This is a genomic window from Amycolatopsis sp. NBC_00438 (assembly GCF_036026695.1).
In the GTDB taxonomy this organism is placed as follows: Bacteria; Actinomycetota; Actinomycetes; order Mycobacteriales; family Pseudonocardiaceae; genus Amycolatopsis.
Genome location: NZ_CP107923.1, coordinates 4,103,399 through 4,126,624 on the forward strand (window position 1 = coordinate 4,103,399; position 23,226 = coordinate 4,126,624).

Below are 23,226 nucleotides of genomic sequence, written 5' to 3' on the forward strand. Positions count from 1 at the left end.
CCCGGCGGCCCCGCGAGCCGCCGTCCTCCCGGACGACGGCTCGCGGCCGTCCGCGCCACCCGAGGCACGAGTCGGACGAGGTCGCGCTCCGCCCAGCGGACCGCCGGCGGGACCGCGAGGCCCGTCACCCACCAGCCCGGGTGCCCCACGTGATGCACAGGGCGATCAGCACCGCCGGGCCGAGCGTTACGTCGCGCAGAGCCTCGGCCTGCCGCTCGAGGGTGGTCTCCCGGAGTCCGGGAAGCGCTTCCCGCCACTCCTTGGCCGCGTCGAAAATCCCGGTGGTCAGCCGTTCGGGCACACCGTGGCCGACCACGTAGAAGAACCCCACCTCGTGCGCGGCTCGTCGCAGCTCGGCCAGGAACTCCGCGCGGTCGGCGGCGGGGTCGCGGAAGCGCGCGATGTCGATCAGCGGCAGGGCGACGGCCGCCCGGAGTCCTCGAGCGTCGTCACGTCCGGCAGCCTAAGCCGCCTCGGCCGCCGGGACGGTCGTTCCCCCATCGCGGGCCGCCTAACGCAGCTGCCGCCACGCTTCCCGCCGGACGCGCTGCGCGTCCGGATCGGCCACCGGCGCCGCCGACAGCAACCGCCGCGTGTACGCGTGCGCGGGCGCGGTCAGCACCTCCTTGGTCGGCCCCTGCTCGACGACGTGGCCGCGGTGCATCACCGCGACCCGGTCGGCCAGCTGCTCGATCACCGCGAGGTCGTGGCTGATGAACAGGCACGCGAACCCGAACTCGTGCCGCAGCTCGCGCAGCAGGTCCAGGATCCGGGCCTGGATGGTGACGTCGAGGGCGGACGTCGGCTCGTCGGCGACCAGCAGGTCCGGGCGCAGCGCCAGGGCCCGCGCGATGCAGGCGCGCTGCCGCTGGCCGCCCGAAAGCTCGTGCGGGTAGCGCGTGCGCAGGGTCGGCGAGAGCTGGACCGCCGACAGCAGCCCGGCCACCCGTCCGTCCACTTCGGACGAACGAACCGCCTTGTGCAGCCGCAACGGCGTCGCGACGCTCTCCCCTACCGTCGTGCGCGGGTTGAGCGAGGACAGCGGGTCCTGGAACACGACGCCGATGCGCCGTCGCAGCGCTTTCGCGGCCCGCCCGCGCGCGCGGGTGATGTCGGCGTCGCCGATGCGGACCGACCCCGCCGTCGGCGCCAGCAGGCCGGTGACGGCGCGGGCGACGGTGCTCTTGCCCGAACCGGACTCCCCGACCAGCCCGAGCACCTCCCCCGGCTCGACGTGCAGGCTCACGCCTTCCGCGGCGCGGACCGCCACCGCCCGGAACCGGCCGCGGTAGGTGACGGCGAGATCCTCCACGCGCAGCAGCGGTTTCTCCGCCGGGACGTCCGGCACCGACGCCATCGCCGGGTGTTCGGCGGCCGCGACGTGGCCCGGCGAGACCTCGATGTCGGCCGCCAGCGCCCGCTGGAGGCCGGTCGTCGCCGCGGTGCTGAGCGAGACGACCGAGCCGAGCAGCTGCCGCGTGTACGCCTCGGCGGGCGCGGTGAAGACCGTCCGGACGTCGCCCTGTTCGACGACGACGCCGTCGTGCATCACCACGACCCGGTCGGCGAGGTCGGCGACCACGCCCATGTCGTGCGTGATGAGCAGGATCGCCGTGCCGAGCCGCGAGCGCAGGTCCCGCAGCAGTTCGAGGATCTCGGCCTGGACGGTGACGTCCAGGGCCGTGGTCGGCTCGTCGGCGATCAGCAGCTTCGGGTCGTTCGCCACGGCCATGGCGATGACGACGCGCTGCAGCTGCCCGCCGGACAGCTCGTGCGGGTAGGAGCGGAACCGCTCGCGGGGTGCGGGCAGCCCGACCAGGCCGAACAGCTCGATCGCGCGGTCCCGGGCCGCCGCGGGCGTCAGTTCCTGGTGCGTGCGGATCGCTTCGACGAGCTGGTCGCCGATGGTGAACACCGGGTTGAGCGCGCTCATCGGCTCCTGGAACACCATGCCGACGTCGCCGCCGCGGACCTCCCGCAGCTCGGCCGGCGCCATGGCGTAGAGGTCCCGCCCGGCCAGCTCCGCGCGTCCGGACACCTTCGCCGTGGGCGGGAGCAGGCCGAGCAGGGACATCGCGGTGACCGTCTTGCCCGAGCCGGACTCCCCGACCACCGCGACGACTTCGCCCGCACGGACCTCGTAGCCGACCCCTCGGACGGCTTCGACGTCCCCGAAGGAGACCGCCACGTCGTGCAGCCTGAGGAGCCCGGCTCCGGTCACGAGACGATCCCGAACTTGCGGTAGTCGACGTAGGCCGGGAACTTGCCGATCTGGACGTCACCGACGTTCGACCCGTGCAGGAACGAGTTGCGGTTGTAGAGCAACGGGACCACCGGCGAGTCGGCGAGGATCTTCTTGTCCAGCGCCGCCCACTTCTTGCCGGCCTCGGCCGGGTCGATGGTGGCCTGCGCCTCGGCGATCAGCCGGTCGACGTCGGGGTTGCTGTAGCGCGACTCGTTGTACCCGCCGTTGCCGATCTCGGTCGACTGGAACAGCGGCTGGATGTTCGCGTTGGCCGACGGGATGTCCGGCTGCCACGAGGTGAGCGTCAGGTCGTAGTCCGACAGGCCCTTGGTGTCCACTTCGGACGTGTAGGTGTCCTCGTCGAGCGGCTTGATCGTCACCTTGATGCCGGCCCGCGCCAGCGAGGCCTGGATCGCCGCGGCCTTCTCCGGGTAGCCGTTTTCGTTGTGGGTGGCCAGGACCAGGCCGTCGAGCCCGTTGGGCAGGCCCGCGTCCGCGAGCAGCTGCTTGGCCTTCGCCGGGTCACCGGACGGCGGTGCCGGGTAGAGGTCGTACTGTTCGCGGCCCTGCAGGCCGGGTGTGATCAGCGTCGTGGCGACGTCGCCGGCGAGCTGGGCGTTGCCCGCGCTGGCGACCTGGTAGGCGGCCTTGTCGACGGCGTACTGGAACGCCTGGCGCACCTTGGGGTCCACCAGCTTGCCGCGCTGGGTGTTGAGCGAAAGGTAGGACAGCGCCCCGGATTCCGACGTGACGAGGCGGACCTTGGCCGACGGGCTGCCCTGGATCTGCGCCAGCTGGGCCGGCGAGGCGAAGGACATGCCGAAGGCGTTGCGGTCCTTGCCGGTGTCGTCGATCAGGCGCTTGGAGATGACGCTGGTGTCCTGGCCGAGCTCGAAGTCGACGGTGTCGGCGTTCGCCTTGCGCGTCGGGTCGGTCGCGCGGTCCCAGTTCGGGTTCCGGACCAGCTTCGCGGACTTGCCGCGCTCGTAGGTCTGGATCTGGTACGGGCCGGACGCGATCGAGTGGTCACCGTAGTTCGCCTCGGCGCCCTTGCCCTTCGGCACCGGCGAGAACGCCGGGGTGCTGGCGACCCAGTTCCAGTCGCCGTACGCGCGGGCGAGGTGGAAGACGATCGTCTTGGCGTCGGGCGTCTGGATGGAGTCGAGCTCCTTGCCGCCGTCGAACGGTCCCTTGTAGGCGAGCCCCGGGGAAAGCAGGTCCTTGTGGTAGGACAGGCCGCCGGAGAACGCGGGCGCGAACGAGCGTTCCAGGCCCCACTTGACGTCCTCGGACTTGATCGGCGTGCCGTCGCTGTACTTCAGGCCGTCCTTGAGGGTGAACGTCCACGTCTTGCCGCCGTCGCCGGGGCGCCCGGTGTCGGTGGCCAGGTCCGGTACGACCGTGGTGTCCTTGCCCGGCGCGACGTCCCACGACGTCAGCCGCCGGTGGACCAGCCCGAGCGTGGTCACGACGAGGTTGGAGCTCTTCGCCGGGTCCCAGGTGATCGACGGCGCGTCGTTGAGCAGGACCAGGTCCCCGCCCGGCTTGACGGAACCGCCTTGGGTGGCGGGCGTGTCGTTGGCCCCGCACGCCGTCAACAGCATGACGGTGGCGGTCACCCCCGCGGCGAGCCGCAGCACGTGTCCCCGTTTCATCGTTTCCCCTTCAGACAAGGCGGGCCCGCGGATCGAGCGCGCCATAACAAAGATCGACCAGGAAGTTCAGGAAAGTGACCAGCAGCGCGGAAAACAAGGTCACGCCGAGGAGCACCGGGAGGTTGAGCGACGCGATCGCGTCGACCAGCAGCCGGCCGACGCCGGCCATGCCGAAGATCCGCTCGGTGATCACGGTGCCGGCCAGCAGCGCGCCGAGGTCGACGCCGAACACGGTGACCACCGGCAGCAGGACGTTGCGCAGCGCGTGCCGGCCCACCACCTTGCGCTCGGTGAGGCCCTTCGCCCGCGCGGTGCGGATGTAGTCCTCGCCGAGCGTCTCCAGCATCTGCCCGCGGGTCAGCCGGGCGTAGATCGCGGCGTGCAGGAACGCGAGCACCAGCCACGGCAGCACGAGGTGCCACGCCCACTGCACCGGATCCTCGGTCAGCGGCACGTACCCGTTCTTCGGCACGACGTCGAGGGCGAACGCGAAGATCGTGATGCCGATCATCCCGGCCAGGTAGGCGGGCATGGACACCCCGGCCATCGCGGCGGCCATGGTGATCCGGTCGACGGCGGAGCCGCGGCGCAGCGCCGAAAGCACCCCGAGGCCGACGCCGAGGACGATCCAGATCACGGCCGCGCCCAGCGCCACCGAGAAGCTGACCCCGATCCGGCCGCCGATCTCGCTGAGGACGTCGACGCTGTTCTGGAAGTCGTAGCCGAAACACGGGGCGGTGCAGTGGATCGCGGAGACGCCGGTGCCGAACGTGCGGCCGCCGAAGATGCCGCCGAGGAAGTCGAAGAACTGCTGGTACCAGGGGCTGTTGTAGCCCATGAACTCCCGCGCCATCGCGAGGCTCTCCGGCGAGCACGGGCGGCCGCAGGCCATCCGGGCCGGGTCGGCGGGCAGGACGTAGAAGACCACGAACGTCACGAAGGCAACGACGAACAGGACCAGCAGCATCCCGGCGAACCGGGTCGCGACGAAGCGGGCGGTGCGCATCAGGCCGCACCCCCGGACCGCGGGTCGAGCGCGTCGCGGATGGCGTCGCCGACGACGTTGAACGCCAGCGTGATGAGGAACAGCAGCAGGCCGGGGAAAACGAGGTACATCGGGTCCGTCTCGAAGAAGTCGATGGCCGTGCTGATCGTGCGGCCCCAGCTCGGGGTCGGCGGCAGCACGCCGACCCCGAGGAACGACAGCGCGGCCTCACTGCCGATCATCGACGGGATGGACAGGCTGGCCACGACGATGATCGGCGCCCACAGGTTGGGCAGCAGTTCCTTGGTGAAGACGTGCCACGGCCCGCCGCCCATCACCCGCGCCGCGGCGACGAAGTCGCGCTTGCCGAGGGTGAGGGCCTGGGACCGGACGATGCGCGCGACCCGCGGCCAGCCGAAGAGCCCGAGGACGACGACCAGCGTGAACTGCCGCGGGAAGTCGACCGGCAGCACCGCGCCGAGCGCGATCATGAAGATCAGGTACGGGAAGCCGAGGATGACGTCGGCGGTCCAGGTGACCAGCCGGTCCCACCAGCCGCCGAGGTACCCGGCGCTGACGCCGATCACGACGCCGAGCGCGGTGGCCAGCACGGTGGCGCCGAGCCCGACGAGCAGTGACGTCCGGGCGCCGTGCGCGGCGAGCGCGAAGAGGTCGACGCCGGTCAGCGGCTCGACCCCGAACCAGTGCGCGGCGCTCACGCCGCCGAGCGTCCCGGCGGGCAGCCCGGTCGGCCCGAGGGTGGCGATGTCCGGGTTCAGGCTCTGCCCTTCGGCCAGCACGAACAGGTCGGCCGCGGCGGCGAGCAGCACGATGAGGACGATCAGAACCGCGCAGGTGGACGTCCACCACCCGGAGCGGACGGCACGCCACACCGCGGACGGCAACGAGCGCGCCGCGACGGGCGGGACACCGGTGGTCGGTGTCGGCGGAGGGTTGGCCACAGCACCTTCAAGATTCAGCCGATCGAGTGACGATCAGGGACCTTAAGGAAGTTCGCGGTGATCGCCCCACTGTCTCACGATCTGGACGGGAAGTAACCCGCACTTGCGGTGGTTTCCTGGCGACTTGGGGGTCGATGACCGTTTTTCTGTCCACCACGCGGACGTTGTCAGCCGCGCATCGCGCCGTGTTGGCCGTTCCGGTCGCCGTGTCGGCCGTTCGTGAACCACCGAACGCCCGGCAACGGCCGACACGGGCACGGCTTAAGTCTGTGCCTCGCCGAGCAACGCCCGCCGGGACCGCACTCCCGTCTTCTGCATCGCCCGGGCCACGTGGTGCTCCACCGTCCGCTGGGACAGGTGCAGTGTCTCCGCGATCGCCCGGTTCGTCAGGCCGCCCGCCGCCAGCTCGGCGATCTCGTGCTCCCGCGGGGAAAGACCGTCGTGGTAGGCCGGGCGGCCCCGGTGGCGGTCCGGCGGGACCGAGGCCGCGCGCAGGCGGCCGCGGACGCGGGTGGCGTCCCACGCCGCGCCGAGGCGGGTGAACGTGTCCAAAGCCGGGCCGCCGGGTCGTCCGCGTGGTCGGCCAAGAGGGCCCGAGTCCACAGCAGCGCGGCGGCCGCCGGCGGGTTGTCGTGGCCGCGCAGGCCCCGGCCGAACCGGGCCACGGCCGCGACGGCCCGGTCGTGGTGGCCGGCGGCGAGCCACGCCGGCACGGCCCCCGGGGCGAGGCGGGTACCGCTGGCTGCTGACGTGAGGAAACCGGTTCGGGCACGCCGGACGGACCGGCGTGCTTGAACCGGCCGCGCAGTGGGTACCTCCCGGCGTTGCCGAATCACGAGGGGGACCCGGGTGACGTCCGACGACAGGTACGAAAGCCGACTGACGGCCCAGGCGGCCGTGCACTGCGACATGGGCCTGACCGACCGGGACGACCTGCCGCAGGCGCACCAGTGGACGCGGGCCGTGCTGGAGGGGCAGCTGCCCGGCCTCGACCCCGAACGCGTCTGCGACGTCCTGCTCGTGCTGGACGAGCTCGCCTCGAACGCGCTGATCCACGGCGCCGGCCGCCGCCGGATCGGCCTGACCGTCGACGAGACGCACGCGCTGCTCGAGGTCACCGACGAAAGCCCCCGCCCGGCCATCCCCGACGGCGGCCTGGGCCTGCAGCTGGTCAAGTCGGTCAGCGCGCGCTGGGGACAGCAGGTCCGCGACGGCCGCAAGACCGTGTGGGCGCGGGTCGCGCTGAGCTGATCCCGCTCGCGGCCCTTGCCCGCCTCACCGGACCACGCGAGCCTCCGCCACCGCCTCGGCGACGCGGCGCAGCGTGCCGATCGGGTCGTCGCCGAGGGGGTAGATGCCGACGTGGTCCGCGCCGGCGTCCAGGTGCGCGCGAACGCCCGCGACGACCATGGCCGGACTGCCGTGCAGGACGAGCGCGTCGATCAGGCGATCACTGCCGTGACCGGCGAAGTCGTCGTCGGTGAAGCCGAGCCGGCGGAGGTTGGCGACGTAGTTGGTGACCGCCAGGGCCGTCCCCGGCGGTGCGGAGCGGGCGGTCGCGCGAGCGCGTTCGACGTCGGTGTCCAGGAGCGCGAAGTGCCCGGGCAGCACCAGTTTCCCCGCGCCGAGGACCGCCCGGGCCCGCCGTGTGTGCTCGGTCGTGATCATGCACGGGACGGTCCCGGCGGTGCGATCGCGGGCCAGCCGCAGCATCTTCGGCCCGAGCGCGGCCAGCACCACCCGGTCGGCGGGCACCCCGGCCGCGGTCAAGGTGTCGACATAGGACGCGAGTTTGTCGTACGGTGACGCGTATCCGGCGTCGACCTCGCGGTGCCCGATCCCCACACCGAGCAGGAACCGGTCGGGGTGGCGGGCGGCGATCCGGTGGTAGGAGGCGGCCACGGTCGCCGCGTCGGCGGTCCAGACGTTCACCACGCTCGTCCCGACGGCCAGCCGGGTGGTCGCGTCGAGCAGCCGCTCCACCTGCGTCAGGTCGGCCGGGGGTGACGCGTCCAGCCACAGCGTGCCGTAACCGGCGTCCTCGAGTTCGGCGGCCCGGTCCGGAGAGACTTCGTGGTCGCGCAGGTGGGCGCCGAGCAAACCCAGATCGATACTCATGGGACGACTCCAGCACCGCGCCCCGGTGGCGAACCAGGTCCAGGGCGCCCGCGCAGCGATAAGCTGATCTTATCGTCGCAGGCAGGAGGACCCGGTGGAGCTGAGGGCGTTGCGGTACTTCGTCACGGTCGCGGACGAACTGCACTTCGGCCGCGCCGCCGAGCGGCTGCACATCGCCCAGCCCGCGGTCAGCCAGCAGATCGCCCGGCTGGAACGCGAACTCGGCGTCCGGCTGTTCGACCGCACCCCGCGCCGCGTGCAGCTCACCGCGGCCGGACGCCGCACCCTCGACGCGGCGCGAGCCACCCTGGCGGCCGCCGACCGGGTCCGGCTGGCGGCCGAGACGTCGGCGGGCACCATGCGCATCGGCACGGCCGCCGGCTTCACCACCCGCCTGGAGCGCGGCATCGACTCGTTGCGCGAGGCGGGCTCGCCGTTCGACGTCGTGCTCGTCGACCTGCCGCTCGACGCCCGCCTGAACGCCCTGCGCCAAGGCGAACTGGACGTGGCCCTGACCCGCGGCGTGCTCTCGGCGCCCGGGCTGAAGGTCCTGCCGACCTGGACGGAACCACTGCTGGCGGTGGTCTCCCGGCACCACCCGGTCGCGGACCACACGGTCGTCGCCATCACCGAACTCGCCGACAGCGTCTTGCGGCTCCCCTCCCGGCAGCACGACCCACCCCTGCACGACGCGCTCACGGCCGCGCTGCACGAAGCCGGGGTGCGCCCCCGCCTCGGCCGCCCGGTGGGCACGACCCAGGACACCATCGTCGAGGTGGGTTCCGCCCCGGCGAGCTGGGCGGTCCTCCCGGCCGGCCAGGTCGCGGAGATCAGCTCGACCCGGGTGACCGCGATCCCCCTCGAGCCGGCCATGACGATCACGGGCAGCGTCGTCATCCCCGGCACCCTCCCGACGGAGTGCGCGGCCGCCCACGTCGAGGCCTTCCGCGACGCCGTGACGAGCTGACCGCGAGTCAGGCCGCCACGCGGTGGGTCAGCTCGGCGAGGTGGTGCAGCGAGCCGATCAGGTGCCCGGGGCCGAACGGCGGGAACTCGATGCCGCGCTCGCGGACGAACCCCGGCACGCCCGACCAGTCGTAGGTGAGCGTGACCTCGGTTCCGGCCGGGCCCTGCGGCGCCAGGTCGTAGCGCCAGATCCAGCCGCCGAACTCCGGCTCGCCGTCGCCCGTGTCGTACCCGGTGAGCCAGCCGATGGCACGCGGCGCGTCGAAGACGGCGACCTTGTTGACCACCTGGTAGTCGCCGTCCGGGTGGCCGGCGTGGTGCATGTCCATCCGGAAGAGCTGCCCCACCTCGGTCAACGGCGCCGGTTCGACGGGTTCCCGCACCCAGCCGGTGCCGTCGATCGCGGCGTGCGCCGCCGGGTCGGCCAGCACCGCGAACACCGTCGCGGCGGACTCGGCAAGCGTCAAGGTGGCGCTCACGCGTTCGTGGTTCACGGCGTTCATCGCGGTCCTCCGGTGCATCACGACCGGCCGGTGCCGGTCTCCCACCGTGACTACGAACGGCCCGCGCCCGATCCGACACCCGCCGCGGAATTATTTCGGCCGCGAGGCGGCGACGACCAGATCGAGCAACCGCCCGATCCGCGCCGGGGCGCGGTCCACCGTAGACAGGAAGATCCCGAGCATCCCAACGGCTTCACTTACCAACTCACGCTCTTCCCGCGTCAGCACGGCGCCACAGCACCTTGTGTGCCCACCGGACACCAGCCCGGGTTTTCTCGCAACCATTTCTGTCGAGCTGATTCAACGTCGCGCTGCGTCAAACCGCGTGCGGCATCGACACAGCCGCCGGTCTGGCACTTGACGTTCGTGCCTGGCTCGTAGCACTGGTTCTCGTCTTTCAAACAGGCTGCTTTGCTGTGCGCTTTCGGCGTGGACTTCGGCTTGGGCGCGGGTTTCGGCTTGGATGGTGCGGTCGCCACCGGAGCTATTGACGCAGGCGCGCTCTGGGCCGGGCTGGGAGCCGAGGTTGCCGATGGCTGCGCAACCGTCGTTACGGCGCTCGTGGTCGAAGCCACCACCGGAGCAGGTTGGTTTGCGACGGGAGAGGCACAGGCTGTCGCCATGGCCAGCAGGAAGGCCGAGGAGATCAGCAGCGAAGCGCGCGGCATGCGTTCTCCTTCGAATGAACTCCCGGGATGTCTCGTCGGATACGACGTCGGGAAATTGCCGCAGAGCGTTACGCGGCAACCCATTTGGTATCGCCGCGAAAGAATTATTTCGGCCGCAGGGCGTCGACGACCAGATCGAGCAGCCGCCCGATCCGCGCCGGGTCGCGGTCCTCCACCGTGGACAGGAAGATCCCGAGCACCATCAACGTGACGTCCTCGGGATCGGTGTCGGCCCGAAACACGCCGGCCACCGCCCCCGCGGTGAGGATCTCGCCGATCGCGCCCGTGATGCGCTTGCGGGTCGCCGGCGTTGCGATGCGCCCCGACGCCACGCCCGCGCGGAACACATCGCCCATCCCCCGCTTGGTCTGGAAGAACGCCGCGTAGCGGTCCAGCCAGGCGCGCAGTGCGGCCTGCGGGGGGAGTTTCTCCAGCAGAGCCGGGGCGCTGGTGGCGACTTCGTCGAGTTCGGCGGCGTAGACGGCTTCGACCAGGGCCTCGCGGGTCGGGAAGTGCCGGTAGAGCGTGCCGATCCCGACGCCGGCCTCGCGGGCGATCGCTTCGAGCGCGACCGTTCCGTCGGCGGTGGCGAAGGCGGCCTGGGCGACCGCGACGAGTTTCTCGCGGTTGCGGCGCGCGTCGGAGCGGACCGGGCGGTCGGCGGCGGACGGATCGGGTGACGACAAAGCGGAGGCACCTCCGGTTGTGCTACGGTCGACTTAGCGGAGGTTCCTCCGCTTCTTCATCATCGCACGACTGACGGGATGACCATGCCCCCCATCGAAACCACCGCCCCGCTCGCCGGCCGCACCGTCTCGCGTGTCGGGTACGGGGCGATGCAGCTCGAACGCCTGCACGACGACCGCGACGCGGCCCTCGCCCTCCTGCGTCACGCGCTCGACCTCGGCGTGAACCACCTCGACACGGCCGAGTTCTACGGCAACACCTTCGTCAACGGCGTCATCCGCGACGCGCTCCGGCCCGGGGACGACGTGCTGGTCGTCAGCAAGGTCGGCGCCGACCCCAACCCGGGCGGGCCGATCCCGCTCCGCCCCGCGCAGCGTCCCCACGAGCTGCGCGCGAGCGTCGAGGACAATCTCAGGACGCTCGGCACCGAGCAGATCGGCGTCGTGAACCTGCGCCGCCTGGACACCCGGCCCGGCCTGAAGGCCGAAGGTGACCAGCTGGTCGACCTCGACGACCAGCTCGAGGTCATGACGGCGATGCGCGACGAAGGCAAGATCGGCGCGATCGGGCTCAGCAGCGTGACCCTGGAGATCCTGCGCCGGGCGCTGCCGGCGGGCATCGCCTGCGTGCAGAACGCCTACAGCCTCGTGAGCCGCGAGGACGAGGACCTGCTGGAGCTCTGCGTCGCGGAGGACATCGCCTGGGTGCCGTTCTTCCCGCTCGGCGGCGCGTTCCCCGGCCTGCCGAAGGTGACCGACGAGCCGGCCGTGCACACCGTCGCGGAGTCCCTCGGCGCCACGCCCTCGCAGGTCGGGCTGGCCTGGCTGCTGCACCACGCGCCGAACACCCACCTCATCCCGGGCACCGCGACCGTGGGACACCTCGAAGAAAACGTCGCCGCCGGCTCGATCGTGTTCGACGACGCGACGCTCGCCACGCTCGACGCCGTCCCGTCGCGCTCCCAGGACATGGCGCTCGGCTGAGCCGTCGGTACGTCCGGAGTGCCGGGCCCGGGAGCGGCGTGAGATGCTCGTCCCGCTGAAAGGGTCTTAGGCGAGAGGCGGAGCGGGTGACCACCTGGACCGATGTGATCAACTTTGTCCGGACGCGGTACGAAGTCCTGGAGGAACAGGACGACTGGCTGCGTTTCCGCCTCGCGGGCCCGCAGGACCGGACGCAGCAGGCGACCGTGCACCACCTGCCCGAGCTGGACGGCGGGGCGTGGATCGAGATCTCCTCGCCGGTCGGCTGGGCCGACAAGATCGACCTGCGGCAGCTGCTCGAACTGGCCGGGGCTTCGGCCGCCGGCGGCGCGGCGGTCGTGGACGGCGTCGCGCTGCTCAAGCACACGCTGCCCCTGGAAGACCTCAGCATCGAGCTCGAGTTCGAGCGTCCCCTCAAGACGCTCGTCGCCCGGGCGGACGCCTTCGAGCACGAGCTGACCAAAGCGGACGAGTTCTGATCCCGCCCCGGCGCGGGTAGGCGGCGTGGCCGGGTTCAGCCGGCCAGGCCGCCGATCAGGAGGTCCACGATCCGGCGCGCCAGGGCGCGGATCTCCTCGGCCGGCTGGCCTTCGATCCGGCGGAACCACGTGTCGACCGCGTTGAGGTTGCTCAGCAGGGTCCGGGTGGCCAGCGACCCGTCGACCGCGCGCAGCGAACCGTCGGCGATGCCGGCCTCCACGACTTTCCGGAACAGTTGCTCGTAGTCGCTGCGCAGCTGGTTCAGCTCCCGCAACGCCTGGATCTGACGGGTTTTCAGCGCGGTCGCCACCTGGCCGCGCACCGCCTGGTGGACGACGTGGTGGTAGGCCAGGTCCTGCATCAGGTTCACCACGTGCGCCTCCGACATCGCCGCGAGCCGCTCGCGTCCCGTGCCGTCGCCGTGGGCGAGCACCTCGATCCGCTCGTGGACGCGCCCCATCGCCTCCTCGTACACGGCGAGGAAGATGTCGAACTTCGACCGGAAGTGGTAGTACACCAAGCCTTTTGTCGCGCCGACCTCACGCGCGATGTCGTCGATCGTGGCGTTGGCGAAGCCGGTCGCCATGAAGGCCTCCGCCGCGGCGTCGAGGATCCTGCTCCGCGCACCGGGTTCGACGTCGGGGCTCGCGCTCACCTGGTCGTCCTCCTCGTTCTTCAGGTGCCCATCGTCCCACGTCAGGCTCGGGCTGTTGACACCAACACGCACCGAACCCTACCGTGATACTCCGTAGTATTGCAGGTCAGACGGTACCAGAGTGAGAAGTCACCTGAAGGGCGTCCAATGACGAGCGCACGAGACCTCCTGCACGAACTCGCCACCAAGAAGGCCGTCACCCGGCTGCTGCCGGTGCTCGGCCTCGCCTACTTCATGTCCTACGTGGACCGCACGAACGTCGCCCTCGCCAAGACCTCACTCGCGGCCGACATCGGCCTCAGCGCGGCCGCGTACGGTCTCGGCGCCGGCCTGTTCTTCATCAGCTACGCGCTGCTCGAGGTGCCGAGCAACCTGATCCTCTACCGCGTCGGCGCGCGCCTGTGGATCACGCGCATCGCGATCACCTGGGGCGTTGTCTCCGCCGCGATGATGTTCGTGGGCGACGACGTGTCGTTCTACATCCTGCGGCTGCTGCTGGGCGCCGCCGAGGCGGGCCTGTTCCCGGCGATGATGTACATGGTCACGCAGTGGTTCTCGCAGAAGCACCGCGTCACGATCGTCGGCCTGATCTACGTCGCGCCCTGCGTCGCGGTCATCATCGGCTCCCCCGTCGGCGGCGCCCTGATGGAACTGCAGGGCGTCGCCGGACTGCGCGGCTGGCAGTGGATGTTCCTCGTCGAAGGACTGGTCACCGTCCTCATCGGCGTCGTCGTCTGGTTCACGCTGCCCAGCCGTCCGACGGACGCGAAGTGGCTCACCGCGGACGAAGCGGCGGTGCTTTCCGAGCGGGCCGTCGGCGACACCACGGCGTCCCCGACGCGGGTCCGCGGGAACCTGCGCCGGGCGTTCGGCCACCCGACCGTGCTGCTGCTCGGCGCGATCTACCTGATCAACCAGTCGATCGGCGGCGGGATCGGCTTCAACTTCCCCGCCTACATCCAGTCGCTCGGCCTGCAGAGCCCGTTCCTGATCGGGCTCGTGGCGGGCAGCGGCGGCATCTCGGGGCTGGCCGGTGTGCTGTTCTTCCCGTGGTTCAAGAGCCGGTACGGGCACGAGGTCGTGCTCATCGGCGTGTGCGCTGGTGCCGTGCTGCTGGTCCTGCTGGGCTTCCTCGTTTCGCGGAACCCGGTGTGGAGCATCAGTTTGCTCTTCATCTCGAACTTCTTCGCCTTCGGCACGCTGCCGCTGTTCTGGTCGGTCGCGATGTCACGGCTGTCCGGCCTGATGGCGGCGGCCGGGCTCGCGTTCATCAACATGCTCGGGATCACCGGCGGCTTCGTCGGGCCGTACGTCTACGGCCTCATCGAAAGCTCCACGGACAGCCTCGTCGCGCCGTACTACGTGTTCGCCGCGGCCGCCTGCGTCGCCGTCGCGCTGGTGCCGGTGCTGGGCATGTCGATCCGGCGCGCCGCGGTGAAGGACCGGGCCGTCACGCCGACCGAAGAGCAGCCGGTCCAGTGAGGTACGTGCTGGTGGTGGTGCTGCTGGCCTGTTTGGCCGCCGCACCGGCGGAAGCGGGCGGGCGGATCCGGTACGTGGCGCTCGGTGATTCGTCGGCCGCGGGGCCGCTGATCCCGGACCAGATCGACACGACGTGCCTGCGCTCGGACCGGAACTGGCCGCACGTGCTGGCCACCCGGCTCGGCGCGGCCCTCACCGACGTGACGTGCTCCGGCGCGACGACCGCCGATCTCACCGGGCGGCAGGCCGGGATCGTCGCACCGCAGTTCGACGCGCTGCGCCGCGACACCGACCTCGTCACGCTCGCGATCGCCGCCAACGACATCGTGCTGAGCTCGGCTTTCGTGACGTGCGCGAGCCCGGACGGGCCCGTCGTCCCGTCGTGCCGGGACCAGTACACCAGCGGCGGTGTCGATCGGTTCGCCGCCCGGATCGCCGCCACCGCACCGAAAGTCGGCGCCGCGCTGACCGAGATCCACCGCCGCTCCCCCGCCGCCCGTGTGGTGGTCGTCGGCTACCTGACCTACTGGCCACCGGGCGGCTGTTACCCGGCCGACCCGTACACCGCCGCCGACGCCGGTTACATCCAGGCGACGTTCGACCGCCTGATGGTGATGCTGGCCGACCAGGCCGGGCGGCACCAGGCGTCCTATGTGGACATCCGGGGACCGAGTGCCCGGCACGGGTTGTGCGCCGAACCCGCGTCGCGCTGGCTGGAAGGCGCGGTGCCGGCCTCCCCGGCGTACCCGTATCACCCGAACGCGGCGGGCATGGCCGCGGCGGCCGCGATCATCGCGGCCGCCGGAGTCCGCTAGGAGGTGAGGAGGCCGCGGATCCGGTCGTACTCCGCGGCCATCTCGGGGGTGGCCAGCATGTCGTTCAGATCGGCGCTCACCTGGAAGTCGACGTCCTCGATCGAGCGGATCGCCAGTTCGTAGAGCTCGCCGCGCCGGCGGCCCCGGAGGTAGCTGTTCCAGTGCATCAGGGCGGTCAGCGCGGCGACGATCCCGCGATCGAGGTCGTCGTCGACCAGGACCCCCGCGTCGATCCGCGTGATCAGGGCGCCCACCTCGTCGGCGTCGAGGGTCAGGATCGACTCCCTCGCGGCGGCCAGCGCGGCCCAGGCGTCTTCGGAAAGTTCGTCCGGCATCGCGTCTTCCACGGCGTCTTCCCGGAGCAGCCGGGTGATCGTCGCGGCGCCGAACGCCTCGGCGTTGTCGCCGCTCGCCGCGATGACGAGGTCCAGGATCGCCGCTTCCAGTTCCGGGTACTTCACCCGCCGGACCCTATCCGGTTCTCCTCCGGGACCGCCGCCGGCCGGGCGGAACGCCGGCGCTCCAGCGCCACGCCCGCCGCGGCCAGCGCGAACCCGATCGCGCTCACCACGACCCCGGCCCACGCCGTCGCGCGGTAGCCCAGCCCGGCCGCGATGACCACGCTGCCCAGCGCCGCGCCGATGCTGTTGGCCGCGTTGAAGGCCGACTGGTTGAGGGCCGCCCCCATCAGCTGGGCGCCCGGCGCCACCGCGATCAGCCGTGCCTGCAGGACCGGGCCCAGGAACAGGATCGTCCCGCCGATCAGGAAGGCGCCGGTGAACAACCCGAACGCCGAACCCACCATGAGTCCGAAGTAGACGTTCGCGGCGATCACCGCGGCGAAGCCCGCCACCATGGCCCGGTGCAGGTTCCGGTCGGCGTACCAGCCGCCCAGCACGTTGCCGGCGGTCATGCCCAGCCCGACCGCGACGAGCACCCACGCGACCGAGCCGGGCGAGAGCCCGGTGACCGACGTCGTGATCGGCGCGAGGTAGCTGTCCACCGCGAAGAACCCGGCGATCCCGATCGACGCGGTCGCCACGACCAGCCACACCTGCGGCCGCCGCAACGCCCGCAGTTCGTCGGCCGGCGATCCGCCCGAGGCCGGCGCGTCCGGCACCGTGGCCGCCACGGCCAGCAGCGCGAGCAGGAACACCCCGGCGATGACCAGGTACGCCGTCCGCCAGCCGACGGCCTGCCCGAGCCGCGTGATCACCGGGACGCCCGCCACGTTGGCGACGGTCAGCCCGCTCAGCACCACCGCGAACCCGCGGCCTTCACTGCCCGGCCCCATCAGCGACGCCGCCAGCAGCCCGGCCGCCCCGAAGTACGCGCCGTGCGGCAGCCCGGCGGCGAACCGGGCCGCCAGGACCAGCCCGAACGTCGAGGCGACCGCGGACGCCGCGGTGCCGAGCACGAACAGCACCAGCAACCCGAGCACCAGGCGTTTGCGCCGCAGCCGCGCGGTGATCGTGGCGATCAACGGCGCGCCGACGACCACGCCGAGCGCGTATGCGGTGATCATCCAGCCGGCGTGCGCGACGGCGTCCGGCTCGGAGCGGGTGTACTCGTCCCCGAGCACGCTGCGCGCGATCTCCGGCAGCAGCCCGGCCGGCACGAACTCGGTGAGCCCGATCGCGACCGAGCCGAGGGCCAGTGCGAGCAGCGCGGCCCAGCGGCGCCGGCGGGAGAGGTCGTCCATTCCGGCGACTTTAGCAACGCTGTTGCGTTAGTACCAGAAGGCGGCGGTAAGGTGACGCGGTGCACCTGGCCTTCCTGCGGGACTACCACGAGGCGCTGGTGATCGCGCTGGCCCGGACCCTGCCGACGCTCGAGCGGGGCACGGTCGCCGAGGTCACCGGCCTGACCCCGCAGGCGGTCTCGAAGGTGCTGGCGCGCCTGGTCGAGGAGGGCCTGCTCGCACCGGCGGGCGTGCGGCGCCCGGCGCTCGGCAAACCGGCCGCGGTCTACCGGCTCGTCCCGGAAAGCCGCTGGGCGATCGGCGCACACGTCACCCGCCGCGAGCTGCGCCTGGCCCTGACGGACCTGGCCGGCACCGTCCGCGCGTCCACCGCGACCCCGCTGCCGGACGACTTCACCCCGGAGCAGCTGCTGGTCCGGCTCGCTTCCGGCGTCACGACGATGATCGCCGAGCACCGCCTGACCACGCCGGATCCGGCCCCCGGCGCGGACCCGGCCCGGGTGCTGGCCGGCGTCGGCATCGGCATGATCGGGCCGCTCGACCAGTCGAGCGGCACCGTCCGCGGCGCGCACCGGCTGCGGCACTGGCGCGACGTCCCGCTGGCCGAGCTCGCCGGACAGCGGCTGGGCCTGCCGGTGGTGCTCGACAAGGACGTCACCGCCGGGGTCACCGCCGAGGCCTGGCGACGCGGTCCCGCCTTCCGCGACGCCGCCCTGGTGGTGGTCGACGCCGGGGTCGGCGCCGGCCTCTGGCTGCGCGGCGCCGCGCACCGCGGCGCGCACACCAACGCCAGCGAATTCGGCCACACCGTCGTGCGGCTCGACGGACCGCGGTGCGCCTGCGGCCGGCACGGCTGCCTGGAGGCCGTCCACGAAGCGGCCGCCGATCCCGCCGCGGCCGCGGCGGTGCTCGCGACCGGCGTGGTGAACCTGCTGCAGACCCTCGACCTCGGCCACATCGTCCTCGGCGGCGCCGACCTGCTCCGCCACGGCGACGTCTACCGGGACGCCGTGGAACACGCGGTGCGCACCGAGCTGCCGGGCGCCGACTGGCTGACGGTGGAAGTCTCGTTGACCTCGCTGGGCACCGACGTCGTCGCCGCCGGCGCGGCCATGCAGGTGCTCAACACCCGCTACGGCCTGCCCGACCCCGCCGGCCTGCGGCTGCCGATCGCCGAACCGCTGCTCCTGCGGCAGTGAAGCGCTTCAGCCGGCCGGCGTCCACACGCCGGACCACTGCTCGGCGCCGTACGCCTCGAACCGCTCCACCTCCGCGAAGCCCAGCTTCGCCGCGAGGCGCAACGAGGCGACGTTGGCAGTCTGGGTGAAGAGCGCCACCGGCTCGCCGGGGCGGGCGGTGGCGAACCAGCCGAGTACGGCCGCGCACGCCTCGAAGGCGTATCCGCGGCCCCACGCCGCCGGCAGGAACAGGTAGCCGAGCTCGGTCCTGGCGTCGCGCCGGTCCAGCGTGATCATGCCGATCATCGCCGCGTCGAGCTCGACCACGAAGAGGCCGAAACGCCGCCCGGGCACCTCGGCGACCGTGCGCTCGAGCTCGTCCCGCGGCCGCGGGCCGCCGATGTGGGTGCCGACCTCGGGTGAGGCGAACAGCGCGACGAACGACGCGCGGTCCCGGGCCTCGGACTCGCGCAGCACGAGCCGCTCGGTCTTGATCGGGGCAGGTGGCCAGGGCTCGATCATGGCGGGCAACCTATCGCGCGGCCCGACCCGCGTGGCCACACTGGACTCATGGAGTACGTCGGCCAGGTACCCGCCCCGCCGCTCGACCGGTTCATCGACGACGTCTACTGCCAGAGCGGCGTGCCGAGCCACCGGCTGGTGACCGTCCCGCCGATGCCGTCGGCGCACCTGTTCCTCAACCTGGGCGAGCCCGTCCGCCTGTACGACTCCGATCCCTCGGTGCCGCCGGCGGTGTTCGCCGGCGGGTGGTTCACGGGGATGTGGACCCGGCGCTTCCGCGTCGAGTTCCCCGCGCGGGTACGCCTGGTCGGGGTGCACTTCAAGCCGTGGGGGCTGTCGCCGTTCGTCGGCGTCCCGGCGAGCGAGCTGCGGGACCGGTGCGTGCCGGTCGACGCCGTCTGGCACCGGTCGCCGGACCGCATCCGCGACCGGGTCGGCGAACTCGCCTCGCCCGGCGAGACGCTGCGCGTGGTCGAGGAAGAGCTGCGCTCGCGGCTCGCCGAAGCGCCGGCGCGCGGTCTCGACCTGGTCCGGCACACCGGCGGGCGGCTGGCGACCTCCTACGGCGCGGTCCCGGTCGGGGCGCTGACCGAGGCCGCCGGGGTGAGCGGCAACCACCTGGCCGCGCAGTTCAAGTCCCACGTCGGGATCACCCCGAAACGGGTGGCGCGGATCTACCGCTTCGCGCGGCTGATCCTGTCCGTGGACGCGCAGGGCCCGGCCGGCTGGGCGGAGCTCGCGCACCGCGTGGGCTACTTCGACCAGGCGCATTTCGGCAAGGAGTTCAAGGACTTCACCGGCCACACCCCGACGGAGTTCCTGGCCCTGCGGCGCCGGTTCCCGGCCGAAGGGCCGTTCCCGCCGATCCCCGCCGAGTGATTTTTTACAAGCCCGGCCACGGCCCGGGGCGCCAAGATCGGGCCAGACGACCGGAGGAGGGCCCATGGGCACGGTGATCATGCACAACGTGGTGTCGGTGGACGGCTTCATCGCCGACGAGCACGACGACGTCGGCCCGCTGCACGAGTGGTACTTCTCCGGTGACACCCCGATCACCGGCAGCCCGGGCGACGAGCGGTTCGACCATTCCGGGGCGGGCACCGGCTTCCGGGTCTCGAGCGCGTCGGCGCCGTACGTCCGGGAGATGTGGGACGGCATCGGCGTGATCATCATGGGCCGCACCCTGTTCGACCTGGTGAACGGCTGGGAGGGGCAGCCGCCCGCGGGTGAGCACGTGGTGGTGGTCTCCCACCGGCCCAAGCCCGCGGGCTGGCACCCCGAGGCGTCCTACCACTTCGTCGACGACCCGAAAGCGGCGATCGCCCGGGCCCAGGAGCTGGCCGGCGACCGGACCATCGCGGTGAACGCGGGCGAAGCGGGCAGCCGGATCTTCGCCGCCGGACTCGTGGACGAGGTGGCGATGGACGTCGTGCCGGTCGTGTTCGGGTCGGGCAAGCCGTTCTTCGCCGGCATCGGAGGACAGCACCTGCTGGAGGATCCGCACGTGGTCGTCCAGGGCGACCGGGTGCTGCACCTGAAGTTCAAGGTGCGCCGCTCACCAGCCGGCGGGGCGTAAGTGCGGCAACGACTTCGGGCGCGCCAGACCCAGCCGGGCGGCGATGTCCGCCGCGGACCGCCGGTGTTCCCCGGTCGCGCCGGTGAGCGACCGGGCGAGTTCGGCGTGGGCCTGGGCTTGTTCGTGGAGGTGCTCACCCCGGACCGCGAGGGTCAGGGCGAGCGTGTAGTGCTCGACGGCCTCGGTGCCGTTGCCCAGCGCGTCGAGGGTCCGGCCGAGCTCGATCCGGGCGTGGGCGTGGAGCCGGGCGTCGTCGTCGAGCATGGTCACCGCGGCGCGTTGCGGCGCCAGGGCGTCGTGGGCGCGTCCCGCTGAGCGGTGGGCCGTGCCGATGAGCACCAGGGCCTCGGCTTCGCCTTCCCGGTCCCCGATCCGCTGCCGCAGGTCGTGTGCCTGGTGGAGGTGGCCGAGGGCCTCGTCGACGTCGCCGAGCGTGATGAGGCAGCGGGCCAGCGCGGTGAGGACGTGGTCGTTGGGGCTGAGCCGGCCCAGTTCCTCGCAGCCGGCGTAGGCCGTGCGCAGGAAGTCCAGCGCGGTCTCGTCTTCGCCGCTCAGCCAGCGGACGACGCCGCGGGTCCAGCACGTGATGATCCGGGCGTCGATGCCCAGCGGGGACAGGCGCGCGAGGCCGGCCAGCTCGTCGGCCGCCGCCTGCGCGTGCCGCGCCGCCCGCGGGTGGTCGCCGCGCTGCAGGAGCATCAAACCGAGCAGGGCGAGCGTGTGCGCGTGGGCTTCGGTGTTCTCCGGCTGTTTCGCCGACGCGGTCAGCAGGTCGTAGGCCCGCGAGGTATGGCCGGCGGACCAGTGGGCCAGCGCGAGCAGCGTGCTCAGCAGGCCGTCCCCGCCCTCGGCCGTCTCCTGCGCCGCCGCCAGGCCCTGCTCCAGCAGTTCGATCGGGTCGCTGCCGAGGTCGCGCCCCAGGAAGTGCCAGAACGAGATGGCCAGCTGCCAGGCGTAGTTGCTGTGGCCCTCGACGGCGGCACAGCGGGTCGCGGCCAGGAGGTTGCCGCGCTCGGCCATCAGCCAGGCGTGCGCCGTCCCGGCGTCCGGGCCGCCGGCCTCGAACCGGGCCGCCGCGTCGGTGATGGCGCTCAGGTAGTGCTCGAGCATCCTTTCGACCGGCCGGGGGTCGTCGGACAGCCCGCGGGCGTACTGCCGCACCAGGTCGTGCTGGCGGTACCGGCCCGGCACGGCCTCCTCGGCCAGGTGGACGTCGACCAGCCGCTGCAGCGCGTCGTCGGCCGGGCCCACCGGCGTACCGGTCATCGCCGCGAGGACCGCGGTGTCGGCGTCCGCGCCGGGGTGCCGGGCCAGGGCGTAGAAGAGCTGCTGGTCACCGGGTGACAGGTGCTCGTGGGACAGGCTGAAAGCCGGCGCCACCTCGCGGTCGGCGAACAGCTTCGGCAGCTGCCGCCGCGCGTCGGCCAGCTGCGCGGACAGGTACGCGATCGGCCAGGCCGGGCGGTGCGCGAGCCGGGCCCCGGACAACCGCAGCGCGAGCGGCAGGCCGGCGCACAGGCGGACGATGCCGGCCACGGCCTCGGGCTCGGCGGCCGCCCGGTCGGCGCCCACCAGCCGCGCGAAGAACGCCGTGGCTTCCTCCTCCGGCAGAACGGCCAGGGACACCGGCCGGGCCCCGGCGAGGTCCGGCAGCCGGGCCCGGCTCGTCACGATCACCAGGCTCGGACCGGCGGGCAGCAGCGCCGCCACCTGCGTCTCGTCCACGGCGTTGTCGAACACGACCAGCAGCCGCAGCGCCGCGGTCTTCGCCCGCCACTGCGCCTTGGCGTCCCCGGTCGCCGCGATGCCGAGCTGCCCCAGCAGCACTTCCAGCGCCTCGTCCGCGGTCAGCGGCGTCTTCCCCGCGCTGTGGCCCTGCAGGTCGACGAAGAGGGCGCCGTCGGGAAACCGGCCGGCCAGCAGGTGACCGGCGTGGACGGCGAACGCGGTCTTGCCGACCCCGGCCATCCCGTCGACGGAGTAGACGGCGGCCCGGTCGTCGACGGCGGCGACCAGCCGGGCGAGTTCGCCGTCCCGGCCGGTGAAGTCCGGGAGGTCGCGGGGCAGGCAGGTGCGGCGGACCGGGTCTTCGGGTCGCGCGGGCGGGCTGTCCGGGGGCGGCGGTTCGCGGTCCCGCCCCAGCAGCTGCCGGTGGGTGTCCTTGAGCGCGGCGGTCGGATCGATGCCCAGCTCCCCGGTCAGTCGCGTGTGGACCTCCCGGTAGTGCTGGAGGGCGTCGGCCGTGCGCCCGGCCCGGTGCAGGGCCGTCATGTACTGGCGCGCGATGCGCTCGTCGTACGGGTGCGCGGCGGCCAGGCCGGCGAGCCCGGCGACGAGCCCGGTGCCCTCGCCCAGCCGCAGCCGCGCCTCGGCCAGGTCGAGCTGGGCCGCCAGCCGGGCCCGCTCCAGCCGGTCGCGTTCGGCGTCGGCCCACTCCCCGGCCAGCCCGGTCAGCGCCGGGCCGTGCCACCACGCCAGCGCCTCGGCCAAGGTGGACGCCACCCGCGCGTCGTCGCCCTCCGCGCCGGCCTGCGCGCAGAGGTCCTGGAACCGGTACAGGTCGACCGGGAGCGGTGTGGCGTCCGCGATCAGGGCGTATCCGCCCGATCGCCGCACGACGGCCACTCCGCGCACCGCGCTCAGGGCCCGTCGCAGCCGGGAGATGTAGCTGTGCACGGTTTCGCGGCCGCGCAACGGCACGGCGGTCCCCCACACCCGCTCGGCGAGCCGGTCGATCGGCACGACGCGGCCGCGTTCGACCACCAGCGCGGCCAGCACACAACGCTGTTTCGGGTGCCCCAGGTCCACCGGCGCGCCGTCGACGGACGCGGCCACCTCCCCCAGCAACCGCAGCACCGCACCCACCTCCCGAGAGTCACGGAAACCGGGCACAGCGTATACGCTCAGTCAGCCGCCCGATACCGCCTGCCCAGGGGTTGTCCCGCCGATCGGCCCGTATAGGACTTCCCTATGGCGCCTGCTGACATTTCGTCTTTGCGCCTCGTCCTTTTCCGGACCTACCGTGAAATACACGAACACGGAAT

The 23,226-nt window shown here is 72.4% G+C and carries 25 protein-coding genes; 9 read left to right on the plus strand and 16 right to left on the minus strand.

Translation table 11 applies throughout. The annotated features are described in order from the left end of the window. Nucleotides 1–124: 124 nt before the first annotated feature. The 6 genes from OG494_RS18075 to OG494_RS18100 all read right to left on the minus strand — a co-directional run bounded on the left by OG494_RS18075 (nucleotide 125) and on the right by OG494_RS18100 (nucleotide 6,399). Nucleotides 125–418 (minus strand): 2-oxoglutarate and iron-dependent oxygenase domain-containing protein, encoded by a 294-nt coding sequence (locus OG494_RS18075; RefSeq protein WP_328458965.1) that lies wholly within the window; start codon nucleotides 416–418, stop codon nucleotides 125–127. A 93-nt stretch (nucleotides 419–511) separates the two neighbouring features. Next, nucleotides 512–2,221, minus strand: a complete 1,710-nt coding sequence (locus OG494_RS18080; protein ID WP_328457179.1) for an ABC transporter ATP-binding protein — start codon at nucleotides 2,219–2,221, stop codon at nucleotides 512–514. Then, the gene (locus OG494_RS18085) at nucleotides 2,218–3,900 is read right to left on the minus strand and encodes an ABC transporter substrate-binding protein (RefSeq protein WP_328457181.1); all 1,683 of its coding nucleotides are present in this window, start codon (nucleotides 3,898–3,900) and stop codon (nucleotides 2,218–2,220) included. The genes OG494_RS18080 and OG494_RS18085 overlap by 4 nt, the downstream gene beginning before the upstream one ends. Nucleotides 3,901–3,910: 10 nt before the next feature. Continuing rightward, complete coding sequence (locus OG494_RS18090; RefSeq protein WP_328457183.1) at nucleotides 3,911–4,906, minus strand: ABC transporter permease; 996 nt, start codon at nucleotides 4,904–4,906, stop codon at nucleotides 3,911–3,913. Further along, complete coding sequence (locus OG494_RS18095; RefSeq protein ID WP_328457185.1) at nucleotides 4,906–5,847, minus strand: ABC transporter permease; 942 nt, start codon at nucleotides 5,845–5,847, stop codon at nucleotides 4,906–4,908. The genes OG494_RS18090 and OG494_RS18095 overlap by 1 nt, the downstream gene beginning before the upstream one ends. 261 nt (nucleotides 5,848–6,108) lie before the next feature. After that, nucleotides 6,109–6,399: a helix-turn-helix domain-containing protein gene (locus OG494_RS18100; RefSeq protein ID WP_328457187.1), complete on the minus strand. Its 291-nt coding sequence runs from the start codon at nucleotides 6,397–6,399 to the stop codon at nucleotides 6,109–6,111. A 297-nt stretch (nucleotides 6,400–6,696) separates the two neighbouring features. On the opposite strand from OG494_RS18100, the gene OG494_RS18105 reads away from it, so the two are divergent. After that, entirely contained in the window at nucleotides 6,697–7,098 is a 402-nt protein-coding gene (locus OG494_RS18105) for an ATP-binding protein (RefSeq protein ID WP_328457189.1), read from the plus strand. Nucleotides 7,099–7,122: 24 nt separating this feature from the next. Here the strand turns inward: OG494_RS18105 and OG494_RS18110 are convergent, their stop codons facing one another. After that, on the minus strand, nucleotides 7,123–7,965 hold the full coding sequence (locus OG494_RS18110) for a TIGR03620 family F420-dependent LLM class oxidoreductase (RefSeq protein WP_328457191.1): 843 nt from the start codon (nucleotides 7,963–7,965) through the stop codon (nucleotides 7,123–7,125). A gap of 94 nt (nucleotides 7,966–8,059) precedes the next feature. On the opposite strand from OG494_RS18110, the gene OG494_RS18115 reads away from it, so the two are divergent. After that, a complete protein-coding gene (locus OG494_RS18115) occupies nucleotides 8,060–8,932 on the plus strand; it encodes a LysR family transcriptional regulator (RefSeq protein ID WP_328457193.1) in 873 nt (290 codons plus the stop codon). A gap of 7 nt (nucleotides 8,933–8,939) precedes the next feature. Here OG494_RS18115 and OG494_RS18120 read toward each other — a convergent pair whose 3' ends face one another. The 4 genes from OG494_RS18120 to OG494_RS18135 all read right to left on the minus strand — a co-directional run bounded on the left by OG494_RS18120 (nucleotide 8,940) and on the right by OG494_RS18135 (nucleotide 10,788). After that, a complete protein-coding gene (locus OG494_RS18120) occupies nucleotides 8,940–9,434 on the minus strand; it encodes a polyketide cyclase (protein ID WP_328457195.1) in 495 nt (164 codons plus the stop codon). A gap of 90 nt (nucleotides 9,435–9,524) precedes the next feature. Further along, nucleotides 9,525–9,662, minus strand: coding sequence for a hypothetical protein (locus OG494_RS18125; protein ID WP_328457197.1), 138 nt, complete (start codon nucleotides 9,660–9,662; stop codon nucleotides 9,525–9,527). Then, the gene (locus tag OG494_RS18130; RefSeq protein WP_328457199.1) at nucleotides 9,656–10,102 is read right to left on the minus strand and encodes a hypothetical protein; all 447 of its coding nucleotides are present in this window, start codon (nucleotides 10,100–10,102) and stop codon (nucleotides 9,656–9,658) included. The genes OG494_RS18125 and OG494_RS18130 overlap by 7 nt, the downstream gene beginning before the upstream one ends. Before the next feature lie 104 nt (nucleotides 10,103–10,206). Beyond that, nucleotides 10,207–10,788: a TetR/AcrR family transcriptional regulator gene (locus tag OG494_RS18135; protein WP_328457201.1), complete on the minus strand. Its 582-nt coding sequence runs from the start codon at nucleotides 10,786–10,788 to the stop codon at nucleotides 10,207–10,209. 78 nt (nucleotides 10,789–10,866) lie between these two features. Between OG494_RS18135 and OG494_RS18140 the strand changes: the two genes are divergently transcribed. Beyond that, complete coding sequence (locus OG494_RS18140) at nucleotides 10,867–11,772, plus strand: aldo/keto reductase (RefSeq protein ID WP_328457203.1); 906 nt, start codon at nucleotides 10,867–10,869, stop codon at nucleotides 11,770–11,772. A gap of 86 nt (nucleotides 11,773–11,858) precedes the next feature. Beyond that, nucleotides 11,859–12,251: a hypothetical protein gene (locus OG494_RS18145; protein WP_328457205.1), complete on the plus strand. Its 393-nt coding sequence runs from the start codon at nucleotides 11,859–11,861 to the stop codon at nucleotides 12,249–12,251. Nucleotides 12,252–12,286: 35 nt separating this feature from the next. On the opposite strand, the gene OG494_RS18150 is transcribed toward OG494_RS18145, so the two are convergent. Further along, a complete protein-coding gene (locus tag OG494_RS18150; RefSeq protein ID WP_328457207.1) occupies nucleotides 12,287–12,979 on the minus strand; it encodes a TetR/AcrR family transcriptional regulator in 693 nt (230 codons plus the stop codon). 75 nt (nucleotides 12,980–13,054) lie between these two features. On the opposite strand from OG494_RS18150, the gene OG494_RS18155 reads away from it, so the two are divergent. Further along, on the plus strand, nucleotides 13,055–14,389 hold the full coding sequence (locus tag OG494_RS18155) for an MFS transporter (RefSeq protein ID WP_328457209.1): 1,335 nt from the start codon (nucleotides 13,055–13,057) through the stop codon (nucleotides 14,387–14,389). Continuing rightward, complete coding sequence (locus tag OG494_RS18160; protein WP_328457211.1) at nucleotides 14,386–15,204, plus strand: SGNH/GDSL hydrolase family protein; 819 nt, start codon at nucleotides 14,386–14,388, stop codon at nucleotides 15,202–15,204. Before OG494_RS18155 ends, OG494_RS18160 begins: the two co-directional genes overlap by 4 nt. Here OG494_RS18160 and OG494_RS18165 read toward each other — a convergent pair. Beyond that, nucleotides 15,201–15,665, minus strand: a complete 465-nt coding sequence (locus tag OG494_RS18165; protein ID WP_328457213.1) for a hypothetical protein — start codon at nucleotides 15,663–15,665, stop codon at nucleotides 15,201–15,203. The two genes, OG494_RS18160 and OG494_RS18165, sit on opposite strands and share 4 nt — an antisense overlap. Next, nucleotides 15,662–16,906 (minus strand): MFS transporter, encoded by a 1,245-nt coding sequence (locus OG494_RS18170; protein WP_328457215.1) that lies wholly within the window; start codon nucleotides 16,904–16,906, stop codon nucleotides 15,662–15,664. The genes OG494_RS18165 and OG494_RS18170 overlap by 4 nt, the downstream gene beginning before the upstream one ends. Nucleotides 16,907–16,965: 59 nt before the next feature. On the opposite strand from OG494_RS18170, the gene OG494_RS18175 reads away from it, so the two are divergent. After that, nucleotides 16,966–18,105 carry an ROK family transcriptional regulator gene (locus tag OG494_RS18175; RefSeq protein WP_328457217.1) on the plus strand — a complete coding sequence of 380 codons (1,140 nt, stop codon included), beginning with the start codon at nucleotides 16,966–16,968 and terminating at the stop codon, nucleotides 18,103–18,105. A 6-nt stretch (nucleotides 18,106–18,111) separates the two neighbouring features. On the opposite strand, the gene OG494_RS18180 is transcribed toward OG494_RS18175, so the two are convergent. Then, nucleotides 18,112–18,606, minus strand: a complete 495-nt coding sequence (locus OG494_RS18180; RefSeq protein ID WP_328457219.1) for a GNAT family N-acetyltransferase — start codon at nucleotides 18,604–18,606, stop codon at nucleotides 18,112–18,114. Between the two features lie 48 nt (nucleotides 18,607–18,654). On the opposite strand from OG494_RS18180, the gene OG494_RS18185 reads away from it, so the two are divergent. Beyond that, nucleotides 18,655–19,485, plus strand: coding sequence for a helix-turn-helix domain-containing protein (locus tag OG494_RS18185; RefSeq protein WP_328457221.1), 831 nt, complete (start codon nucleotides 18,655–18,657; stop codon nucleotides 19,483–19,485). Nucleotides 19,486–19,549: 64 nt separating this feature from the next. After that, nucleotides 19,550–20,182, plus strand: a complete 633-nt coding sequence (locus OG494_RS18190; RefSeq protein ID WP_328457223.1) for a dihydrofolate reductase family protein — start codon at nucleotides 19,550–19,552, stop codon at nucleotides 20,180–20,182. On the opposite strand, the gene OG494_RS18195 is transcribed toward OG494_RS18190, so the two are convergent. Further along, complete coding sequence (locus OG494_RS18195; RefSeq protein WP_328457224.1) at nucleotides 20,162–23,038, minus strand: AfsR/SARP family transcriptional regulator; 2,877 nt, start codon at nucleotides 23,036–23,038, stop codon at nucleotides 20,162–20,164. The two genes, OG494_RS18190 and OG494_RS18195, sit on opposite strands and share 21 nt — an antisense overlap. Nucleotides 23,039–23,226 lie beyond the last annotated feature (188 nt).

Excerpts from the sequence above, each read along its gene's own strand:
- OG494_RS18185 (WP_328457221.1), top strand. The coding sequence starts at position 18,655 with ATGGAGTACGTCGGCCAGGTACCCGCCCCGCCGCTCGACCGGTTCATC.
- OG494_RS18155 (WP_328457209.1), top strand. The coding sequence starts at position 13,055 with ATGACGAGCGCACGAGACCTCCTGCACGAACTCGCCACCAAGAAGGCC.
- OG494_RS18180 (WP_328457219.1), bottom strand. The coding sequence starts at position 18,606 with ATGATCGAGCCCTGGCCACCTGCCCCGATCAAGACCGAGCGGCTCGTG.
- OG494_RS18170 (WP_328457215.1), bottom strand. The coding sequence starts at position 16,906 with ATGGACGACCTCTCCCGCCGGCGCCGCTGGGCCGCGCTGCTCGCACTG.
- OG494_RS18190 (WP_328457223.1), top strand. The coding sequence starts at position 19,550 with ATGGGCACGGTGATCATGCACAACGTGGTGTCGGTGGACGGCTTCATC.
- OG494_RS18090 (WP_328457183.1), bottom strand. The coding sequence starts at position 4,906 with ATGCGCACCGCCCGCTTCGTCGCGACCCGGTTCGCCGGGATGCTGCTG.
- OG494_RS18085 (WP_328457181.1), bottom strand. The coding sequence starts at position 3,900 with ATGAAACGGGGACACGTGCTGCGGCTCGCCGCGGGGGTGACCGCCACC.
- OG494_RS18130 (WP_328457199.1), bottom strand. The coding sequence starts at position 10,102 with ATGCCGCGCGCTTCGCTGCTGATCTCCTCGGCCTTCCTGCTGGCCATG.
- OG494_RS18110 (WP_328457191.1), bottom strand. The coding sequence starts at position 7,965 with ATGAGTATCGATCTGGGTTTGCTCGGCGCCCACCTGCGCGACCACGAA.
- OG494_RS18140 (WP_328457203.1), top strand. The coding sequence starts at position 10,867 with ATGACCATGCCCCCCATCGAAACCACCGCCCCGCTCGCCGGCCGCACC.
- OG494_RS18120 (WP_328457195.1), bottom strand. The coding sequence starts at position 9,434 with ATGAACGCCGTGAACCACGAACGCGTGAGCGCCACCTTGACGCTTGCC.